Raw genomic sequence first — 18,396 nt, 5'->3', positions numbered from 1 at the left:
AAAGCCCCGGCCGGCACCCCCAGGTCTCCCTGGAGGCCCCGCCCGGGGCTTCCATCGCGCTTCTCGTGCTACTTCAGCGGCGTGCGCCGAACCTCACGCATACACGTGCGGCCGTCACGCCGCCACGACGTCCACCGCTTCGGTGGGCGCCTTGATCGTGACCCGCTCCGGTGGCACACCAGCCACCGACACGGAGTTGAGCATGGGTCGACGCACTGGTGCTGGCACCGGCTCGGTGGCCGCTGCGGACTGGGCCAGCTCGGCAAGGGCGAGCTCGTCACTCACTTCCCGCATGAGCTCGGACATCCGTACGTCCAGCGCGTCGCAAATGGCGGAGAGCAGCTCGGAGGAAGCCTCCTTCTGCCCCCGCTCCACCTCGGAGAGATAGCCGAGTGAGACTCGGGCGGACGAGGAGACTTCGCGCAGAGTACGGCCCTGGCGCTGGCGCTGCCGACGCAGCACGTCACCCAGCAGGCGACGGAGCAGAATCATCGGTGGCTCCCTCCTCGGACCGTGTAGCCGCATCCTTCACGCCCCACCGTACCGCCTCGCGCTGCGGCCGTGCGGGGAGCGCTGTTGTGTTCACTCAGGGCTGCAAACATCAAGTCCCCCCGTTCTGTTCCGTATCCTGTGCCCGCTCATTCCCGGTCTGTTCGCCCACGAGCTCCTGGAGGAGGAGTCCGAGCACGCTCCGTACACTCTCCATACGAATTTCCGCCCGGCCGCCGTTCAACCTCAACGACGCCACTTTCCCGCCATCGAATGCGCCGGAATCCGCGCCGAGGGGGCCGGCGACAGCGACATGGACCGTGCCGACGGGCTGCCCGTCCTGTGGGTCCGGGCCCGCTACCCCGGTGGTCGAAATTCCCCAGTCGGCGCCGAGCGCCTTGCGGACACCGTCCGCCATCTGGGCCGCGACCTGCGGATCCACCGCTCCGCGCTGGTCCAGGAGGGTGGCGTCGACACCCAGCAACTGGTGCTTCACCTCGGTCGCGTACGCGGTGACCGAGCCCCGGAAGGCCTGGGAGGCGCCGGGGACGTCCGTGATCGCGGCCGCGACCAGACCGCCGGTGAGCGATTCAGCGACGGCGAGCGTCTCGCCCCTCACCTTCAGTAGTCGCAGCACGTCAGCGGCTGTGGACGTCACCGTTCCGCGCCCTCCGCCGCGGCCTGGCGCTCGGCGATTCCGCGTCGGCGCAACACAATGGCCTGTCTCACATAGTCGAGTCCGGTGACGACGGTGAGAATGACCGCCACGGCCATCACCCAGAACCTCAGGGTGGCCAGGGGACCCTCCAGCACCAGGACGTACATCCCGACGGCGGTGCCCTGGGCCAGGGTCTTCAGCTTGCCGCCGCGGCTCGCCGGGATCACCCCGTACCGGATGACGACGAAACGCAGCAGGGTGATGCCGAGTTCCCGGCCGAGGATGACGGCCGTCACCCACCAGGGCAGATCACCGAGGTACGACAGGCAGATCAGCGCCGAGCCCATGATCGCCTTGTCGGCGATGGGGTCGGCGATCTTCCCGAAGTCGGTGACGAGGTTGTAGGTCCGGGCCAGATGGCCGTCGAAGATGTCGGTGATCATGGCGACGGCGAAGGCGGCCCAGGCCCAGGCACGCCACACGGGGTCGTATCCGCCGTCCATGAGCATCAGCACGACGAAGCCGGGGACGAGGACCAGGCGGACCATGGTCAGGATGTTCGCGATGTTCCAGAGGCTGGCCTGGTTGACGGCGGCAGCGCCGAGCTTCCCGCCACGCACGGGCCTGGCGTCTCCGGGGCCGCTCGGGGCGCCGGGAGCGCCGGGGGCACTCGTGGCGCTCTTGGCGCCGTGGGAGCCGCCCGCCGCGGATGCCGGGACACCCGTCATCTGGCCGCCTCCTCAGTACACGCGAGGGAGCCCGGAAGCGCCTCGGCCACCAGGTCGACGCCTTCGGTGCCGACCACCTTCGCGTCGACCATAAGGCCGACCGTCAGGTTCTCGCCGTTCGTGAACAGCACCTGGCCGTCCGTCTCGGGCGCCTGGTGGGCGGCGCGGCCGTAGGCGCCCTCGTCGCCGTCGACCGACTCGACCAGGACGCGGACCGTCTGTCCGACGCGCTCCTCGGCGCGCTGCGAGACCAGCTCCTCGGCCAGCCGGGAGACGCGCGCGAGGCGCTCGGCGACGACGTCCTCGTCGAGCTTGTTGTCGTAGGTGGCCGCTTCGGTGCCTTCCTCGTCGGAGTATCCGAAGACACCGATGGCGTCCAGCCGCGCACCGTTCAGGAAGCGCTCCAGCTCCGCGAGGTCGGCCTCGGTCTCGCCGGGGAAACCGACGATGAAGTTGGACCGGACACCGGCCTCGGGGGCCTTGCCGCGGATGGTGTCGAGCAGTTCCAGGAAGCGGTCGGTGTCGCCGAAGCGGCGCATCGAGCGCAGCACGGCGGGCGCGGAGTGCTGGAAGGAGAGGTCGAAGTACGGCACGACCTTGGGGGTCGAGGTGAGCACGTCGATGAGGCCGGGCCGCATCTCGGCGGGCTGGAGATAGCTGACGCGCACCCGCTCGATGCCGTCGACCTCGGCGAGCTCGGGCAGCAGCGACTCCAGCAGCCGGATGTCGCCGAGGTCCTTGCCGTACGAGGTGTTGTTCTCGGAGACCAGCATGATCTCCTTGACGCCCTGCTCGGCGAGCCAGCGGGTCTCGTTGAGCACGTCCGAGGGGCGGCGGGAGATGAAGGAGCCGCGGAAGGACGGGATGGCGCAGAAGGAGCAGCGGCGGTCGCAGCCGGAGGCGAGCTTCACGGAGGCGACGGGCGACCCGTCGAGCCGGCGGCGCAGGGGAGCGCGCGGGCCGGAGGCCGGGGCCAGTCCGTCCGGAAGATCGGCGGGGGCGTGCCCGGGGAGCGCGACCTCGGCCGCCGAGTCCTGGCGCTCGGCCGGGCTGATCGGCAGCAGCTTGCGGCGGTCGCGCGGGGTGTGCGAGGCGTGGACGCCGCCGCTCAGGATGGTCTGGAGGCGGTCGGAGATGTTCGCGTAGTCGTCGAAGCCGAGCACGCCGTCGGCCTCGGGCAGGGCCTCCGCCAACTCCTTGCCGTACCGCTCGGCCATGCAGCCGACCGCCACGACGGCCTGGGTTCTGCCGTGGCCCTTGAGGTCGTTGGCCTCCAGGAGGGCGTCGACGGAGTCCTTCTTGGCGGCTTCGACGAAGCCACAGGTGTTGACGACCGCGACATCCGCGTCCTCGGCGTCCTCGACGAGCTCCCAGCCGTCCGCCTCCAAACGGCCTGCGAGCTCCTCCGAGTCCACCTCGTTGCGGGCGCAGCCAAGAGTGACGAGTGCGACGGTACGGCGTTCAGGCATGGGCTCAAGACTACTTCGTCCCACTGACAGCCCACGTCGACGGGGTTGGCCGATCGTGGCCAACCCCGTGCGTGCGTTTCCCTGTGCGTCTTCTGTGCGGATCGCCCGCCCCGCGCCGTGGGCCTCACGACCCCTGCGCGGCGGGCCTCCCGGTCAGCCGACCTCCGGGTCGCCCTTCGTGTACGTCAGGCGTTCGACCTGGCCGGGACGGAACTCGTCCTTGATCTTCTTGCCGTTGACGTAGAGCTGGACGGCCCCGGCGTCACCGAGGACGAGATCGATCTTGGAGCTGTCCTGGAAGGTCTTGGACTGGCCCTGCTGGAGGAGACCGTCCCACAGCAGCTGGCCGCTGTGGTCCTTGGCGGAGATCCAGCTGCGGCCGTTGGACGCGGTGACCCGGACGGTGACCTTGTCACGGGGCGCGGCCGCGATGGCGCTGTCGGACGGCTCCGGCTTGGGGTCGGCCTCGGGCTTGTCGGCCTTGGGCGTGGGCGAGGGGGACTTGCCGGCGGTCGGCGTGGAGCCCTCGACGGCCTGGCTGGAGGCGTCGTCGTCCTGTCCGCCGTCGAACGCGGTGAAGCCGACGAAGCCGATCACCGCGACGATCGCGGCGACCATGGCTGCGGTCCAGTTGGGTCCGCGGCGCTCGGGGCGGATGCGTTCCGCCTCGAACAGGGGGGCCGCCGGGGTCGGTGCGGGACGCCCGCCGTGCGCCTCGTCGTACTGGGCGAGCAGCGGGGCGGGGTCGATGCGCACCGCACGCGCGACGGAGCGGATGTGACCGCGCGCGTAGACGTCGCCGCCGCAAGGGGCGAAGTCGTCCCGCTCGATCGCGTGCACGATGGCGATGCGGACCCGGGTGGCGTTACTGACGTCGTCGACGGTCAGCCCGGCGTCGATGCGCGCCTGCCGGAGGGCATGGCCGATCGAGGGGCGTTCCGCCGCGCGTTCGTCTCGGTCGTCTTCGAACGGACGCTCGTCTTCGGGGAAGTTGCCGTCAGGGGAGTTGCCGATGGACACGGGGGCGCCTTTCGAGCGTGTAGCCACCTGTGCTGGAAGTTCAGTCTAGGGGGGGTACGAAAGGGTGGGGCAACCGGGCGGTGGGTCTTTGTACGCCATCAGAATGGCCGGTCATCCTGCTGGTGGTGAGGGTGAGGCACGTGGCTTTCCCTTCCTCCAACTTGACGTACGCCGAAGGGAAACGGTTGCTCACGGATTCCTTACGGCTGGGTCACGTTCGAATACCCGAAAGTCGTAGGTCCACCCGTGCTCCCTGCGAGTTCCACCCGACCGGAGGCCGTCCCTCACCGCCCCTACTCCCCAGTTTCCCCCCGGATCACCGCCAGCACTCCGTCCAGCTCGTCGGGTTTCACGAGAACGTCACGCGCCTTGGAGCCCTCGCTCGGTCCCACGACGCCCCGCGACTCCATGAGGTCCATCAGCCGCCCGGCCTTGGCGAAGCCGACGCGCAGCTTGCGCTGGAGCATGGAGGTCGAGCCGAACTGCGTGGAGACGACGAGTTCGGCCGCCTGGCACAGCAGGTCGAGGTCGTCGCCGATCTCCTCGTCGATCTCCTTCTTCTGCTTGGTGCCCACGGTGACGTCGTCGCGGAAGACGGGCGCCATCTGGTCCTTGCAGTGCTGGACGACCGCCGCGACCTCGTCCTCGGTCACGAATGCGCCCTGCATTCGGGTGGGTTTGTTCGCACCCATCGGGAGGAACAGCCCGTCACCCTTGCCGATGAGCTTCTCGGCGCCCGGCTGGTCGAGGATGACGCGCGAGTCGGCGAGCGACGAGGTGGCGAACGCTAGCCGTGACGGCACGTTGGCCTTGATGAGACCGGTGACGACGTCGACCGACGGCCGCTGCGTGGCGAGCACCAGATGGATGCCCGCCGCACGGGCGAGCTGGGTGATGCGGACGATCGCGTCCTCCACGTCCCTCGGCGCGACCATCATCAGGTCGGCCAGCTCGTCCACGATGACCAGCAGGTACGGGTAGGGCTGGAGTTCGCGCTCACTGCCCTCGGGCAGCTTGACCTTGCCGTTCCTGATGGCCTCGTTGAAGTCGTCGATGTGCCGGTAGCCGAACGCCGCGAGGTCGTCGTAGCGCAGGTCCATCTCGCGCACGACCCACTGGAGCGCCTCGGCGGCCCGCTTGGGGTTGGTGATGATCGGCGTGATGAGGTGCGGGATGCCCTCGTACGCGGTCAGCTCGACGCGCTTGGGGTCGACGAGGACCATGCGCACGTCCTCGGGGGTCGCGCGCACCATGATCGACGTGATGAGGCAGTTGATGCACGACGACTTGCCGGAGCCGGTCGCGCCCGCGACGAGCACATGCGGCATCTTCGCGAGGTTGGCCATCACATAGCCGCCCTCGACGTCCTTGCCGAGCGCCACCAGCATCGGGTGGTCGTCCTCGGCCGCGTCCGCGAGACGCAGGACGTCGCCGAGGTTGACCATCTCGCGGTCGGTGTTGGGGATCTCGATGCCGACCGCCGACTTGCCGGGGATCGGGCTGATGATCCTTACGTCCGGGCTGGCGACGGCGTACGCGATGTTCTTGGTCAGCGCGGTGATCCGCTCGACCTTCACGGCGGGGCCCAGCTCGACCTCGTAGCGCGTGACCGTCGGCCCGCGTGTGAAGCCGGTGACGGAGGCGTCGACCTTGAACTCGGTGAAGACGTTAGTGAGCGAGGCGACGACGGCGTCGTTGGCGGCGCTGCGGGTCTTGCCGGGGCCGCCCCGTTCCAGCAGGTCGAGCGAGGGCAGCGCGTAGGTGATGTCGCCGGAGAGCTGGAGCTGCTCGGCGCGCGCCGGCAGGTCACGCGGCTCGTCGGGGGCCTTCTTGGTGAGGTCCGGCACCAGGGATTCCTGCTGCGGGGCCTTGGCCGTCCTGGCGGCCGGGGGGTCCTGGTTGGGCGTCTTCGTGCGCGCGGCGGGTACGGGCGTGGTGTCCTCGCGGTCCCCGGCGCTCACCCCGTGGGTGAGGTCGGCGACCACCGGCGAGGGCGGCATCCCGTGGAGCACGGCCCCGTCGAGGGCGGCGGCGGCCGCGGCGGCCACGTCCACGGCGTCCATCGGCCGGTCCGGGTCGGGCTGGCGCACGGCGGAACGCCGGGGGCGGCGCCTGGAGAGGGCCTCCTGCTCGGCGCCGTCGGGGTCGTACTCCTGGGGGGCGGACCCACCGCGGCGGGGGCGCCCGGGCAGCGCTTCGCGCCACTGCTCGTCGTAGCGCGCGTCGTCGCCGTACGCCTCGTCCACGTCGGCCGCGACGATGCCCAGCTTCTGCCCGAGGAGCCGCAGCCGCTGCGGGATCGCGTTGACCGGGGTCGCGGTGACGACGAGGAGCCCGAAGACGGTGAGCAGCACGAGCATGGCCACGGCGAGCGCCTCGCCCATGGTGTACGTCAGCGGGGTGGCCGTGCCCCAGCCGATGAGCCCGCCGGCGTCCCTTATGGGCTGCATCCCGGCGCTGCGGGCGGGCGACCCGCAGGCGATGTGGACCTGTCCGAGCACACCGATGACGAGCGCGGACAGACCGATGACGATGCGGCCGTTGGCGTCGGGCTTCTCGGGGTGCCGGATGAACCGTACGGCGATGATCGCGAGCAGTATCGGCACGAGCAGGTCGAGCCGGCCGAAGGCACCGGTCACGAGCATCTCGACGAGGTCGCCGACGGGGCCGCGCAGATGGGACCAGGTGCCGGCGGCGACGATCAGGGCGAGGGCGAGCAGCAGCAGCGCGACGCCGTCCTTGCGGTGCGCCGGGTCGAGGTTCTTCGCGCCCTGCCCTATGCCGCGGAAGACGGCGCCGACGGCGTGCGCGGCACCGAGCCAGACGGCGCGTACGAGCCTGTACACGCCCCCGGTCGGATTGGGCGCCGGCTTCGGAGGGGCCGTCTTCTTCGCCGCCGCCTTCTTGGCGGGTGCCTTCTTGGCGGCGGCTTTCTTCGCGGGGGCCTTCTTCGCCGGAGCCTTCGTCGGAGCGGCCGCCTTCTTCGCGGGCGACTTCTTCGCAGCGGACTGACGTGAGGCCATGAGTGTGAGGTTACCGGTGGAGGCCACAGCCGACACGTGTGCCTACTGCTTCACCCGTTCGTGTCGCGTGTCCGGCGCCCCGAAGCTGACGGCCCCTGACGGCTCCTCAGTGCCGACGCCGTCAGGCACAGCCACCCAAGGCTCAGGCACAGCTACTGGGGCCGTCAGAACACGGCTGCCGCTGCCGTCAGGCACGGTTCTCGCGCCGCCCAGGCACGGTGCTCGCCCCGCCCAGGCACAACTCCGGCCGGGTCCCGGCCACTTCCGCGACATGGACCCGTGCGCTTCTCCGGCTGGGCTCCGCTCAGTTCTGCGAGGGGACCGAGGCGGGTCCGCCCGTGCCCGGCTCCAGCGCGTCCAGCGCCCTGCGCAGCCCGGTGAGTTTGCGTTCGAGATGGGCCGCGGTGGCCACCGCCGCCGCGTCCGCCGAGTCGTCGTCGAGCTGTTTGGAGAGGGCCTCCGCCTGCTCCTCCACGGCCGCGAGGCGCGCGGAGAGTTCGGCGAGGATGCCGCCGGAAGGCTCCTTCGAGCCGCCCGCCGCACCCTTGCCGCCGCCCTCCAACTGGAGTCGCAGCAGTGCCGCCTGCTCCCTGAGCTGGCAGTTCTTCATGTACAGCTCGACGAACACGGAGACCTTCGCCCGCAGCACCCATGGGTCGAACGGCTTGGAGATGTAGTCGACCGCGCCCGCCGCATACCCCCGGAAGGTGTGATGCGGGCCGTGGTTGATGGCGGTGAGGAAGATGATCGGGATGTCCCGTGTCCGCTCACGCCGCTTGATGTGCGCGGCCGTCTCGAATCCGTCCATGCCCGGCATCTGGACGTCCAGCAGAATGACCGCGAAGTCGTCCGTCAGCAGCGCCTTGAGCGCTTCCTCCCCGGACGATGCCCGCACCAGCGTCTGATCGAGCGCGGAGAGGATGGCCTCCAGCGCCAACAGATTCTCCGGCCGGTCATCGACCAGGAGGATCTTGGCCTTCTGCACCATGGCCCGCCCTCCTCGCCCCGGCTTGGGGCCTCCCCTGTCCTCAGGATCCGAGGTGACACCGCCGGGTGTCACCTCAGGGGACGACTCCCTTGCGCCGCCCGTCCTTGTGCCGGTCATCGTAGCCGCACCCCGCCCGTCGCCACACCCTGTCACCGTGATGTCACTGTGCTCGTAGCAGAAACGCGGCGGGGGACCAGAAGGTTCCCCGAATCCCGCGCTTCTACACGGCCTCGGCCACACTCAGTCAGCAACTGCGCTTCCCGCTCATCCGGTTGTGACCGCATGCCTTCCGCCCCGTCACTCGCTCCGCATCCATTGCTCCATCACCGCCAGCAGATGATCCGGATCGACCGGCTTGGTCACATAGTCCGAGGCTCCCGAATCGAGCGCCTTCTCCCGGTCGCCCTTCATCGCCTTGGCCGTCAGCGCGATGATCGGCAGCCCGGCGAACTGGGGCATCCGGCGGATCGCCGTGGTCGTCGCGTACCCGTCCATCTCGGGCATCATGATGTCCATCAGGACGACTGTCACGTCGTCGTGCTGCTCCAGGACCTCGATGCCCTCACGGCCGTTCTCCGCGTACAGCACCGACAGGCCGTGCTGCTCCAGGACGCTGGTGAGCGCGAAGACGTTGCGGATGTCGTCGTCGACGATCAGCACCTTCTCGCCGTCGAACCGGGCCGCACGGCGCGCCTGCGGCGCCTCCTGCGCCCAGTTCTCCTGTGCCTGCCCGTTGCCCTGTCCGGGCAACCCGGACGACGGACCGGCCGGCACGGCCCTGCGGCGGCGCCTGAACAGCGCGGCGGCCCCGTTCTGCGTCTCCTGGTACGACTTCACCTCGGCCGGTGTCTCAGTGGGCTCGCTCAGCTCGGCCTCGGAGGCCAGCAGCTCCCCGGCCTCCAGCGAGGACGGGGTGTTGCTCGCGTAGCCCTGCGGAGGCAGTTCGCTCGGGTGCAGCGGCAGGTAGAGGGTGAACGTGGAGCCGCGTCCGGGCTCGCTCTGGGCGTGGATCTCGCCGCCCAGCAGCCGGGCGATCTCCCGCGAGATCGACAGCCCCAGACCCGTACCGCCGTACTTGCGGCTCGTGGTGCCGTCGGCCTGCTTGAACGCCTCGAAGATCACCCGCATCTTGCTGGCCGCGATACCGATCCCGGTGTCGGTCACCGAGAACGCGATCATGTCGGCGTCCGGGTCGCTCAGCGAGCCCGCCTCCAACAGCTGCTCCCTGATGGCCACCGGCACATCCGCGCCGGCCGGCCGGATGACCAGCTCCACGGCCCCGGAGTCGGTGAACTTCACCGCGTTCGACAAGAGGTTCCGCAGCACCTGCAGCAGCCGCTGTTCGTCCGTGTGCAGCGTGGCCGGCAGCTCCGGCGAGACGCGTACGGAGAAGTCCAGGCCCTTCTCGGCGGTCAGCGGCCGGAAGGTGGCCTCCACGTAGTCGACGAGCTGCACGAGCGCGATCCGGGTCGGCGAGACGTCCATCTTGCCCGCCTCGACCTTCGACAGGTCCAGGATGTCGTTGATCAGCTGGAGCAGGTCGGAGCCCGCCCCGTGGATCGTCTCGGCGAACTCGACCTGCTTGGGCGTCAGGTTCGACTCGGCGTTGTCCGCGAGCAGCTTGGCGAGGATCAGCAGCGAGTTGAGCGGGGTACGCAGCTCGTGCGACATGTTCGCCAGGAACTCGCTCTTGTAGCGCATCGAGACGGCGAGCTGCTCGGCCCGCTCCTCCAGGACCTGCCGCGCCTCCTCGATCTCGGTGTTCTTGACCTCGATGTCGCGGTTCTGCCGGGCCAGCAGCTCGGCCTTCTCCTCCAGTTCGGCGTTGGACGCCTGGAGGGCCTTCTGCCGGTTCTCCAACTCGTCCGACCGCTCCCGCAGTTGCTCGGTCAGCTCCTGCGACTGCTTCAGCAGGACCTCCGTCTTGGTGTTGACGGAGATGGTGTTGACGCTCGTCGCGATCATCTCTGCGATCTGGTTGAGGAAGTCCTTCTGGATCTGCGTGAACGGCGTGAACGACGCCAGCTCGATCACCCCGAGCACGGTCCCCTCGAAGAGCACCGGAAGCACGATGACCTGTGCCGGGGGCGCCTCACCGAGCCCGGAGGAGATCTTCAGATAACCGCTCGGCGCGTTCTCCACCAGGATGGTGCGCTTCTCCTGCGCGGCCGTCCCGACCAGCGCCTCCCCCGGCCGGAACGACGTCGGCATGGAGCCCATCGAGTAGCCGTACGAGCCGAGCATCCGCAGCTCGTACTGGTCCTCGTTGTCCGGGCCCAGGTCCTTGCCGTCGACCAGCGGCATCGCCAGGAAGAACGCCCCGTGCTGCGCGGACACCACCGGGGTCAGCTCGCTCATGATCAGCGAGGCCACGTCGTCCAGGTCCCGGCGGCCCTGCATCAGGGCGGAGATGCGGGCCAGGTTGCCCTTGAGCCAGTCCTGCTCCTGATTGGCGATCGTGGTGTCGCGCAGGTTGGCGATCATCTTGTTGATGTAGTCCTGCAGCTCCTTGATCTCGCCCGACGCGTCCACGTCGATCTTGAGATTCAGGTCGCCTCGGGTCACCGCGGTCGCCACGCGTGCGATGGCGCGCACCTGCCGGGTGAGATTCCCGGCCATCTCGTTCACCGACTCGGTGAGGTCCCGCCAGGTGCCGTCGACGTCCCGCACCCGCGCCAGACCGCCCAGCTGCCCCTCGGTGCCCACCTCGCGGGCCACCCGGGTGACCTCCTCGGCGAAGGACGACAGCTGGTCGACCATCGTGTTGATGGTGGTCTTCAGCTCCAGGATCTCGCCGCGCGCGTCGATGTCGATCTTCTTGGTGAGATCGCCCTTGGCGATGGCGGTCGTGACCATCGCGATGTTGCGGACCTGCCCGGTGAGGTTGGACGCCATCGAGTTCACGGACTCGGTGAGGTCCTTCCAGGTGCCAGCCACACCCGGTACGTGCGCCTGGCCGCCGAGGATGCCGTCCGTGCCCACCTCCCGGGCCACCTTGGTCACCTGGTCCGCGAAGGAGCTCAGCGTCTTGACCATGCTGTTGAAGGTGTCGGCGAGCTGCGCGACCTCGCCGCGCGCCTCGATCGTCACCGTACGGGTGAGGTCGCCGTTGGCGACGGCCGCGGCCACCTGGGAGATGTTCCGCACCTGCATGGTCAGGTTCTTGGCCATCAGGTTCACATTGCCGCTGAGGTCCTTCCAGATGCCGGTGACGCCCGGCACGTGCGCCTGGCCGCCGAGGATGCCCTCGGTGCCCACCTCGCGGGCCACCCGGGTCACCTGCTCGGCGAAGGACGACAGCTGGTCGACCATCGTGTTCACCGTGGTGACGAGTTCGAGGATCTCGCCCTTGGCGTCCACGGTGATCTTCTTCGACAGGTCGCCCTTGGCGACCGCGGTGGTGACCTCGGCGATCTGGCGCACCTGGATGGTCAGGTTGTTCGCCATGAAGTTCACCGACTGGGTGAGGTCCTTCCAGGTGCCGGAGACGCCCTGCACCTCCGCCTGACCGCCGAGCTGGCCCTCGGTGCCCACCTCGCGGGCGACCCTGGTGACCTCCTCCGCGAACGACGACAGCTGGTCCACCATCGTGTTCAGCGTGTTCTTCAGCTCCAGGATCTCGCCGCGCGCGTCCACGGTGATCTTCTGGGAGAGGTCACCGCGGGCGACCGCCGTGGCGACCTGCGCGATGTTGCGGACCTGTCCGGTCAGGTTGCCGGCCATGCCGTTCACGGACTCGGTGAGGTCGCGCCACACACCGGCGACGCCCGGCACGTGCGCCTGCCCGCCGAGACGGCCCTCGGTGCCCACGTCACGGGCGACCCGGGTCACCTGGTCGGCGAAGGACGACAGCTGGTCGACCATCGTGTTGATGGTGTTCTTCAGCTCCAGGATCTCGCCGCGCGCGTCGACGTCGATCTTCTGCGAGAGGTCACCGCGGGCGACGGCCGTCGTCACCTGCGCGATGTTACGCACCTGTGAGGTGAGGTTGCCGGCCATCGAGTTGACGGAGTCGGTGAGCTCCTTCCAGGTGCCCGACACGCCGTCCACGCGGGCCTGACCGCCGAGGCGGCCCTCCGTGCCCACGTCACGGGCCATGCGGGTCACCTGGTCGGCGAACGACGACAGCTGGTCGACCATCGTGTTCACGGTGTTCTTCAGTTCGAGCATCTCGCCCGCGACATCGACGGTGACCTTCTGTGAGAGGTCGCCGTTGGCCACGGCCGTGGTCACCGCCGCGATGTTCCTCACCTGTCCGGTGAGATTCCGGAACGCCGTGTTGACGGAGTCCGTGAGGTCCTTCCACGTACCGGCCGCGCCCGGCACCTTCGCCTGACCACCGAGGCGGCCCTCGGCCCCCACCTCGTTGGCCACGCGGGTGACCTCGGCACCGAAGTAGGACAGTTGGTCGACCATCCCGTTGACGGTGTTCTTCAGCTCCAGCATCTCGCCGGCCACGTCGACGGTGACCTTCTGCGAGAGGTCGCCGTTGGCCACGGCGGTCGTCACGGCCGCGATGTCCCGCACCTGGATCGTCAGGTTCCGGAAGACCGTGTTCACCGAATCGGTGAGGTCCTTCCACGTACCCGCCGCACCCGGCACCTGCGCCTGACCGCCGAGACGCCCCTCGGCACCCACCTCGTTCGCCACACGGGTGACCTCGTCGGCGAAGATCCGCAGCGTCTCGGTCATCTGGTTGATCGTCTCGGCGAGCTTGGCGACCTCACCGCGTGCCGGGACGGTCACCTTCTGCGACAGGTCACCGTTGGCGACGGCGGTCGTGACCTGAGCGATCCCCCGCACCTGCGCCGTCAGGTTGCCGGCCATGGTGTTCACCGAATCGGTGAGTTCTTTCCACACTCCGGCCACACCCGGCACCTCGGCCTGACCGCCGAGCTGGCCCTCCGTGCCCACCTCACGGGCGACTCGCGTCACCTCGGAGGAGAACGCGGAGAGCTGGTCGACCATCGTGTTGACGGTCTCCTTCAGCTCCAACATCTCGCCGGCGACGTGAACCGTGACCTTCCGGGACAGATCACCCTTGGCGACCGCGGTCGTCACCAGCGCGATGTCCCTCACCTGCGCGGTGAGCCGGTACGCCATGGTGTTGACGGACTCGGTCAGATCCTTCCACGAACCGGACATCCCGCGCACCCGGGCCTGCCCGCCCAGCTTGCCCTCGGTGCCCACCTCGCTGGCCACCCGGGTGACCTCGTCGGTGAACGTCGACAGCTGGTCGACCAGGTTGTTGACGGTCCGCCCGACCTTCAGGAACTCCCCGCGCAGCGGATGCCCGCTCCCGTCCGGGGCGTGCGTCCGCAGCTCCATCCGCGGCGACAGGTCACCCTCGGCGACGGCCGACAACACCCGGCTGACCTCGGAGACCGGCCGTACGAGATCGTCGACCAGGGCGTTCGACGCGTCGATCGCGGCCGCCCACGACCCCTCGGTCGCGCCCGTCTCCAGCCGCTCGGTGAGCTTTCCCTCACGGCCGACCATCCGCCGCACCCGCGACAACTCGCCGGTCAGATGCAGATTGCGGTCCGCCACCTCGTTGAACACGGCGGCGATCTCGGCCATGACACCGTCACCCGAGACGGTGAGCCGCTTGCGGAAGTTGCCGTCCCGCATGGCCTCCAGCGCCGTCAACAGCCGATTCAGGGCAGCCGTGTCCACGGTGGTGGTCCCGCCGCGCGGTTTGCGCTGCTGGTTCAGGGACTGTCCGCCTTTCGCGCGCGCCTTAGTGCCTCGCGTCGCTGCGCCAGACTCCACTGTGTCCCTCCCGCAAGGGTCGACCGTTCCTGCTGGATCTACTGCGCCCCACTGGGCCGCATCGCACTGCTCGTACCACTCGTACTACTTTCGTACGCGGGTACGTCTGCTCGGTGAGCCGGACACCACTCCCCGGTACCTGGCAGAACGCGGTCCGACCCGGCCTTCTCCTGGAATCCTGCCCAGTGTTTCACCATGGCTGAACCAGGCCATAACAGTTCGGCAGCTTCGCACACGGTCCGCACACCTTCCGGGCGGAATCACAGACGACCGGCATCCGCATGGACGGCGAAGGTAAGTAACCTTGCATGCGGCTGTCCAGCCATGCCGGTCCCGTCCGGCCTGGGCGGTGGCGCACGAGCACGAGCGGGCAGGCATCGGAGGGGCGGCCGCACCATGACCACCGGACTGCATCCTGGGGAAGCCCCCCAGGAACCCAGGCCGACGGATGATCAGCCTCTGCCTCGGCAGGAGGTCGGTCGTGGGTCCTCGCACGACGAGAACCGGACAAGGAGATCTGTGATCACCGCGCGCGCGGCCGCCAGTTTCGACCCCGTCTCGCGATCCGTCGCGACGGCCCGCTCGTTCGTCCGCGACACCCTCCAGGGCTGGGGTTTCGCCGACATCGTCGACGACGCCGTGGTCCTCACCAGCGAACTGGTCACCAACGCGGTCGTCCACGCGGGCACCTCCGCCGACGTGCTGTGCCTGCGCTCGGAGGACGGGGTACGCATCGAGGTCGCCGACAGGTACCCCGAGCGGGAGATCCCCCTCCAGTCCAGCCCCGTCAACATGGGCAGCCCCGACCGCGAGGGGGGCCGCGGCCTCCAGCTGTGCGCTGCGATGGCCGGCCGCTGGGGCGTGGAGTACACCCCCACCCACAAGCAGGTCTGGTTCCAACTCGACCTCCCCGACCGCCCCGTGGGCACCCGCACCGCGGGCCCGTCACTCCCCCCCGACCTGCTGCCCCTCGCCGACGGCCGGGTCCGCGTCGCCGTCGTCCAGATCGACCGCACGGGCGCGATCAACGCGTGGAACGAGGACGCGGAGGAACTGTTCGGCTACGCCCCGGACCAGGTCATCGGCAAGCCGCTCACCGACCTCGCCGCCTGGCCGCACACCCCCGGCACCAGCACCGGGGTCGCGGAGGCCCTGCAACTCTCCCGCTGGGAGGGCAGTTACGGCATCCGCGACGCGGGGGGCCGGGTGACCCCGGTGTACGCCTCCCACCTCCGGGTGCGCGACACGGCCGGCGAACCGTCCACGGTCTGCCTTCTCGTACGGGACCACGAGCGCGCCGTCCTGCAGACCCCGCTCCGCGTCCCCACCGGCGACTCAAGCGGCTCCGGCGAGGGCGGCCAGGCCACGGACCCCTTCGAGGTCTTCATCGGCTCCCCCGCCCCGGACGACCTCGACGGCCTCCTGCAGCGCACGGTGGAGCGCGCCCGCGACATGCTCGACGGGGACTCCGCGTTCCTGCTCCTCGCCACCGACGACGAGACCGAGCTTGAGGTACGGGCCTCCACCGGCCTTCCCTCGGCCCGCCAGCGCTTCGCACGCGTCCCCGTGGAGGCCGGCCCCGGCCGCTACGGCTCGGCCCGCATGCCGGCCGTCCATGACGATCTCGCGGCCGTCCCCGGCGCGGTCCCCCTGCTCAGCGGCACGGGCATGCGCTCGGTCGTCACGGTCCCGCTGAAGGTCGAGGGCCGCCTCACCGGTTCCCTCGGCGTCGCCGCGGAGGCCGCGAGCCGCTACTCCAACGAGGAGGCCCTGCGCCTCCAGTTCGCCGCCGACCGCATCGCTCTCGCCGTCGAGTCGGCCCGCCTGGGTGAGCTGGAGCGTCTGCGCCGCGGCTCCCTGTCGTTCCTCGTCGAGGCCTCCGACCTCCTCGCGGGCACCCTGGACCGTGATCAGACGCTGGCCCTGATGGCGCAGATGACGATCCCGACCCTCGCCACCTGGTGCGCGGTGTACACGATCGCCGACCAGGCGTCCGACCCGTACCTCTCGTACGTGCTCCACGAGGACGAGGACCTCATCGACGGCCTCAAGGCCCTCCTGTCCAAGATCGCGCCGCCCGAGCCGATCCCGACTCCGGGCGCCCGTGTCTGGACGGCACCCGCGGAGGCGGCCCACCGCGCGGCTCTGCGCACCTCGATGCGCAGCCTGGGCCTCGGCGAACCGGCCACGGTCAGCTCGGGCATCGGCACGACCCTGGCGACGGCCTCGGCGGTGGGCGGGGAGACGGTCGTCCTGCCCCTGGTGGCCCGCAATCGCGTCATCGGCATGCTCACGCTCGGCAAGCCGACGGACGAGCACTTCCGCCAGGAGATCCTGGAACTCGCGGAGGACCTGTCCCGCAGGGCCGCGCTGGCCCTGGACAACGCCCGCCTGTACTCGGAGCGCATGGCCATCAGCCAGTCCCTCCAGCGCAGCCTCCTCCCGCCGGAGCTCCCGGACATCGAGGGCGTCGAGGTCGAGGTCATCTACCGCGCGGCCGGCGAGGGCAACGAGGTGGGCGGCGACTTCTACGACCTCTTCCCGATCCGCGACGGCGCGTACGGCTTCGCCATCGGCGACGTCTGCGGTACGGGCCCGGAGGCCGCCGCGGTCACGGGCCTGGCCCGTCACGCCCTGCGTCTGCTGGCCCGCGAGGGCTACGGCGGCCCGGCCGTTCTGGAGCGCTTGAACTCCGCCATCATCGACGAGGGCGCCCGCAGCCGCTTCCTGACCCTCCTGTACGGCGAGTTGTGGCCTCAGGAGGACGGCAGCGCCGTCCTGAAGGTCGTCTGCGCCGGGCATCCGCTCCCGCTCCGCCTGCGCCAGGACGGCACGGTCGAGCCGGCTGCCGAACCGCAGCCGCTCCTCGGCGTCATGGAGGACCTGGAGCTGTACGAGCAGACGGTCACCCTCGATCCCGGGGACGTGCTCCTCTGTGTCACGGACGGCGTCACCGAACGCCGTGAGGGCACCCGCATGTTGGGCGACGACGGTCTGACGGAGGTCCTCACGACCTGTACGGGTCTCACGGCCGGCGCTGTCGCGGCCCGTGTGATGCGCGCGGTCGAGCGGTTCGCTTCGGACGCCCCGTCGGACGACATGGCCATCCTGGCGATGCGTGTTCCGGGCCTGCCCAAGGACTGAGCGGGCGGCGACCGGAAAAGGGCATGAGAAAGGCCCCGCCCGGATGGGCGGGGCCTTTTGGCTGAGCCCCCAAACGGAATCGAACCGTTGACCTTCTCCTTACCATGGAGACGCTCTGCCGACTGAGCTATAGGGGCTTGTCGCTTTCGAGGTTTCCCTCGCGGCAACGGAATAGATCATACCCCGAACAGAGCCGTGCTCCCAAACCAAGCTCGTGCGCCCGGCGACCGTTCTCAGAACGCTGGCTGCAGCAGTCCGCCGAGTGCGTTGCAGGCGGACACCAGCCGGTGGAGTTCGCGCCGCGACATGTCCCCGCCGATGGGCAGCGCGAGCGTCTCGTCGGCGGCTCGTTCGGTCTCGGGGAGGCATATGTCCCGCCGGAACTCAGGCATGCGGTGCACCGGCGTCTTCACCGGCACGCTGCATGCAACTCCCTTGGCCTTGATGGCTCGTGCGAACGCGTCCCGGTCCGGGCGCCCGTTGCCCGGCACCCGTACGACGTACTGCTGGAAGGTGTGCCCGTCGCATCCGACCGGGGTTCGTACGCCTTTCAGCTTGGTGCTGAGGTACGCGGCGCGTTCCCTGCGCACTCCGACCTCGCTGTACGGCGTCTCGGACTCGCCTTGTTCCAGCACCAACAGGCCGTGTCGTCGCCCTACTTGGTGCAGTGTCGCGATGTCCGCCGACCGCCCGAAGCGGTGCACTGCGACGACCGCCACGGTCCGCGTGGTCACCGCGGCCTCGACGGCCGCCGCGTCCAGGCAGTACGACAGCGGGTCTATGTCCGCGAAGACCGGCACTGCCCCTGTCAGGCTCACGGCCTGGGCGACCTCGTGGTTCCCGAACGCCGGCACGACCACCTCGTCACCGACGCCGACACCTGCGGCCTTGAGCATTCCAACGGTACCCATAGCGCGGATCCTCGTCGCGCAATGTGAACGCCAAGTGACGCACAACAAAAAAGAGCTGGTCCCCGAACCGAAATTCGGGGACCAGCTCTATCAATGATTGTTCGGCGGCGTCCTACTCTCCCACAGGGTCCCCCCTGCAGTACCATCGGCGCTGTGAGGCTTAGCTTCCGGGTTCGGAATGTAACCGGGCGTTT

At 69.5% G+C, this 18,396-nt stretch carries 10 protein-coding genes, 1 tRNA gene and 1 rRNA gene; 1 reads left to right on the top strand and 11 read right to left on the bottom strand.

From position 1 onward, the window contains the following. Positions 1-114: 114 nt before the first annotated feature. The 8 genes from ACZ4Z3_RS18320 to ACZ4Z3_RS18285 form a co-directional block, all read right to left on the bottom strand. Positions 115-492, bottom strand: a complete 378-nt coding sequence (locus ACZ4Z3_RS18320) for a helix-turn-helix domain-containing protein (RefSeq protein ID WP_055511872.1) — start codon at positions 490-492, stop codon at positions 115-117. A gap of 109 nt (positions 493-601) precedes the next feature. Next, positions 602-1,147 (bottom strand): CinA family protein, encoded by a 546-nt coding sequence (locus tag ACZ4Z3_RS18315; RefSeq protein WP_468501951.1) that lies wholly within the window; start codon positions 1,145-1,147, stop codon positions 602-604. After that, a complete protein-coding gene (gene pgsA / locus ACZ4Z3_RS18310) occupies positions 1,144-1,875 on the bottom strand; it encodes a CDP-diacylglycerol--glycerol-3-phosphate 3-phosphatidyltransferase (protein ID WP_468501950.1) in 732 nt (243 codons plus the stop codon). The genes ACZ4Z3_RS18315 and pgsA overlap by 4 nt, the downstream gene beginning before the upstream one ends. After that, positions 1,872-3,344, bottom strand: a complete 1,473-nt coding sequence (gene rimO / locus ACZ4Z3_RS18305; protein WP_468501949.1) for a 30S ribosomal protein S12 methylthiotransferase RimO — start codon at positions 3,342-3,344, stop codon at positions 1,872-1,874. Before rimO ends, pgsA begins: the two co-directional genes overlap by 4 nt. 153 nt (positions 3,345-3,497) lie before the next feature. Further along, positions 3,498-4,364 (bottom strand): helix-turn-helix domain-containing protein, encoded by an 867-nt coding sequence (locus tag ACZ4Z3_RS18300; RefSeq protein WP_055538480.1) that lies wholly within the window; start codon positions 4,362-4,364, stop codon positions 3,498-3,500. A 293-nt stretch (positions 4,365-4,657) separates the two neighbouring features. Continuing rightward, positions 4,658-7,387 carry an FtsK/SpoIIIE family DNA translocase gene (locus tag ACZ4Z3_RS18295; RefSeq protein WP_468501948.1) on the bottom strand — a complete coding sequence of 910 codons (2,730 nt, stop codon included), beginning with the start codon at positions 7,385-7,387 and terminating at the stop codon, positions 4,658-4,660. Between the two features lie 304 nt (positions 7,388-7,691). Then, on the bottom strand, positions 7,692-8,375 hold the full coding sequence (locus ACZ4Z3_RS18290; RefSeq protein WP_055538482.1) for a response regulator: 684 nt from the start codon (positions 8,373-8,375) through the stop codon (positions 7,692-7,694). A 297-nt stretch (positions 8,376-8,672) separates the two neighbouring features. Continuing rightward, positions 8,673-14,147 (bottom strand): HAMP domain-containing protein, encoded by a 5,475-nt coding sequence (locus ACZ4Z3_RS18285; protein ID WP_468501947.1) that lies wholly within the window; start codon positions 14,145-14,147, stop codon positions 8,673-8,675. Between the two features lie 396 nt (positions 14,148-14,543). Between ACZ4Z3_RS18285 and ACZ4Z3_RS18280 the strand changes: the two genes are divergently transcribed. After that, positions 14,544-17,291, top strand: coding sequence for a SpoIIE family protein phosphatase (locus tag ACZ4Z3_RS18280; RefSeq protein ID WP_468501946.1), 2,748 nt, complete (start codon positions 14,544-14,546; stop codon positions 17,289-17,291). A 64-nt stretch (positions 17,292-17,355) separates the two neighbouring features. On the opposite strand, the gene ACZ4Z3_RS18275 is transcribed toward ACZ4Z3_RS18280, so the two are convergent. The 3 genes from ACZ4Z3_RS18275 to rrf all read right to left on the bottom strand — a co-directional run. Further along, positions 17,356-17,428 (bottom strand) — tRNA-Thr (locus tag ACZ4Z3_RS18275). A gap of 96 nt (positions 17,429-17,524) precedes the next feature. Then, a complete protein-coding gene (locus tag ACZ4Z3_RS18270) occupies positions 17,525-18,187 on the bottom strand; it encodes a DegT/DnrJ/EryC1/StrS family aminotransferase (RefSeq protein ID WP_468502342.1) in 663 nt (220 codons plus the stop codon). Between the two features lie 114 nt (positions 18,188-18,301). Beyond that, a 5S ribosomal RNA gene (rrf, locus tag ACZ4Z3_RS18265) occupies positions 18,302-18,396 on the bottom strand; the annotation flags it as partial.

Source organism: Streptomyces sp. NPDC030296, assembly GCF_055572815.1.
Note: the sequence above shows the minus strand (reverse complement) of the source record. Positions and strands in the feature narration are given on the sequence as shown.

Bases quoted from the DNA above. Each gene is read 5' to 3' on its own strand.
- ACZ4Z3_RS18270 (WP_468502342.1), bottom strand. From the start codon at position 18,187: ATGCTCAAGGCCGCAGGTGTCGGCGTCGGTGACGAGGTGGTCGTGCCG.
- rimO (WP_468501949.1), bottom strand. From the start codon at position 3,344: ATGCCTGAACGCCGTACCGTCGCACTCGTCACTCTTGGCTGCGCCCGC.
- pgsA (WP_468501950.1), bottom strand. From the start codon at position 1,875: ATGACGGGTGTCCCGGCATCCGCGGCGGGCGGCTCCCACGGCGCCAAG.
- ACZ4Z3_RS18295 (WP_468501948.1), bottom strand. From the start codon at position 7,387: ATGGCCTCACGTCAGTCCGCTGCGAAGAAGTCGCCCGCGAAGAAGGCG.
- ACZ4Z3_RS18280 (WP_468501946.1), top strand. From the start codon at position 14,544: ATGACCACCGGACTGCATCCTGGGGAAGCCCCCCAGGAACCCAGGCCG.
- ACZ4Z3_RS18320 (WP_055511872.1), bottom strand. From the start codon at position 492: ATGATTCTGCTCCGTCGCCTGCTGGGTGACGTGCTGCGTCGGCAGCGC.
- ACZ4Z3_RS18290 (WP_055538482.1), bottom strand. From the start codon at position 8,375: ATGGTGCAGAAGGCCAAGATCCTCCTGGTCGATGACCGGCCGGAGAAT.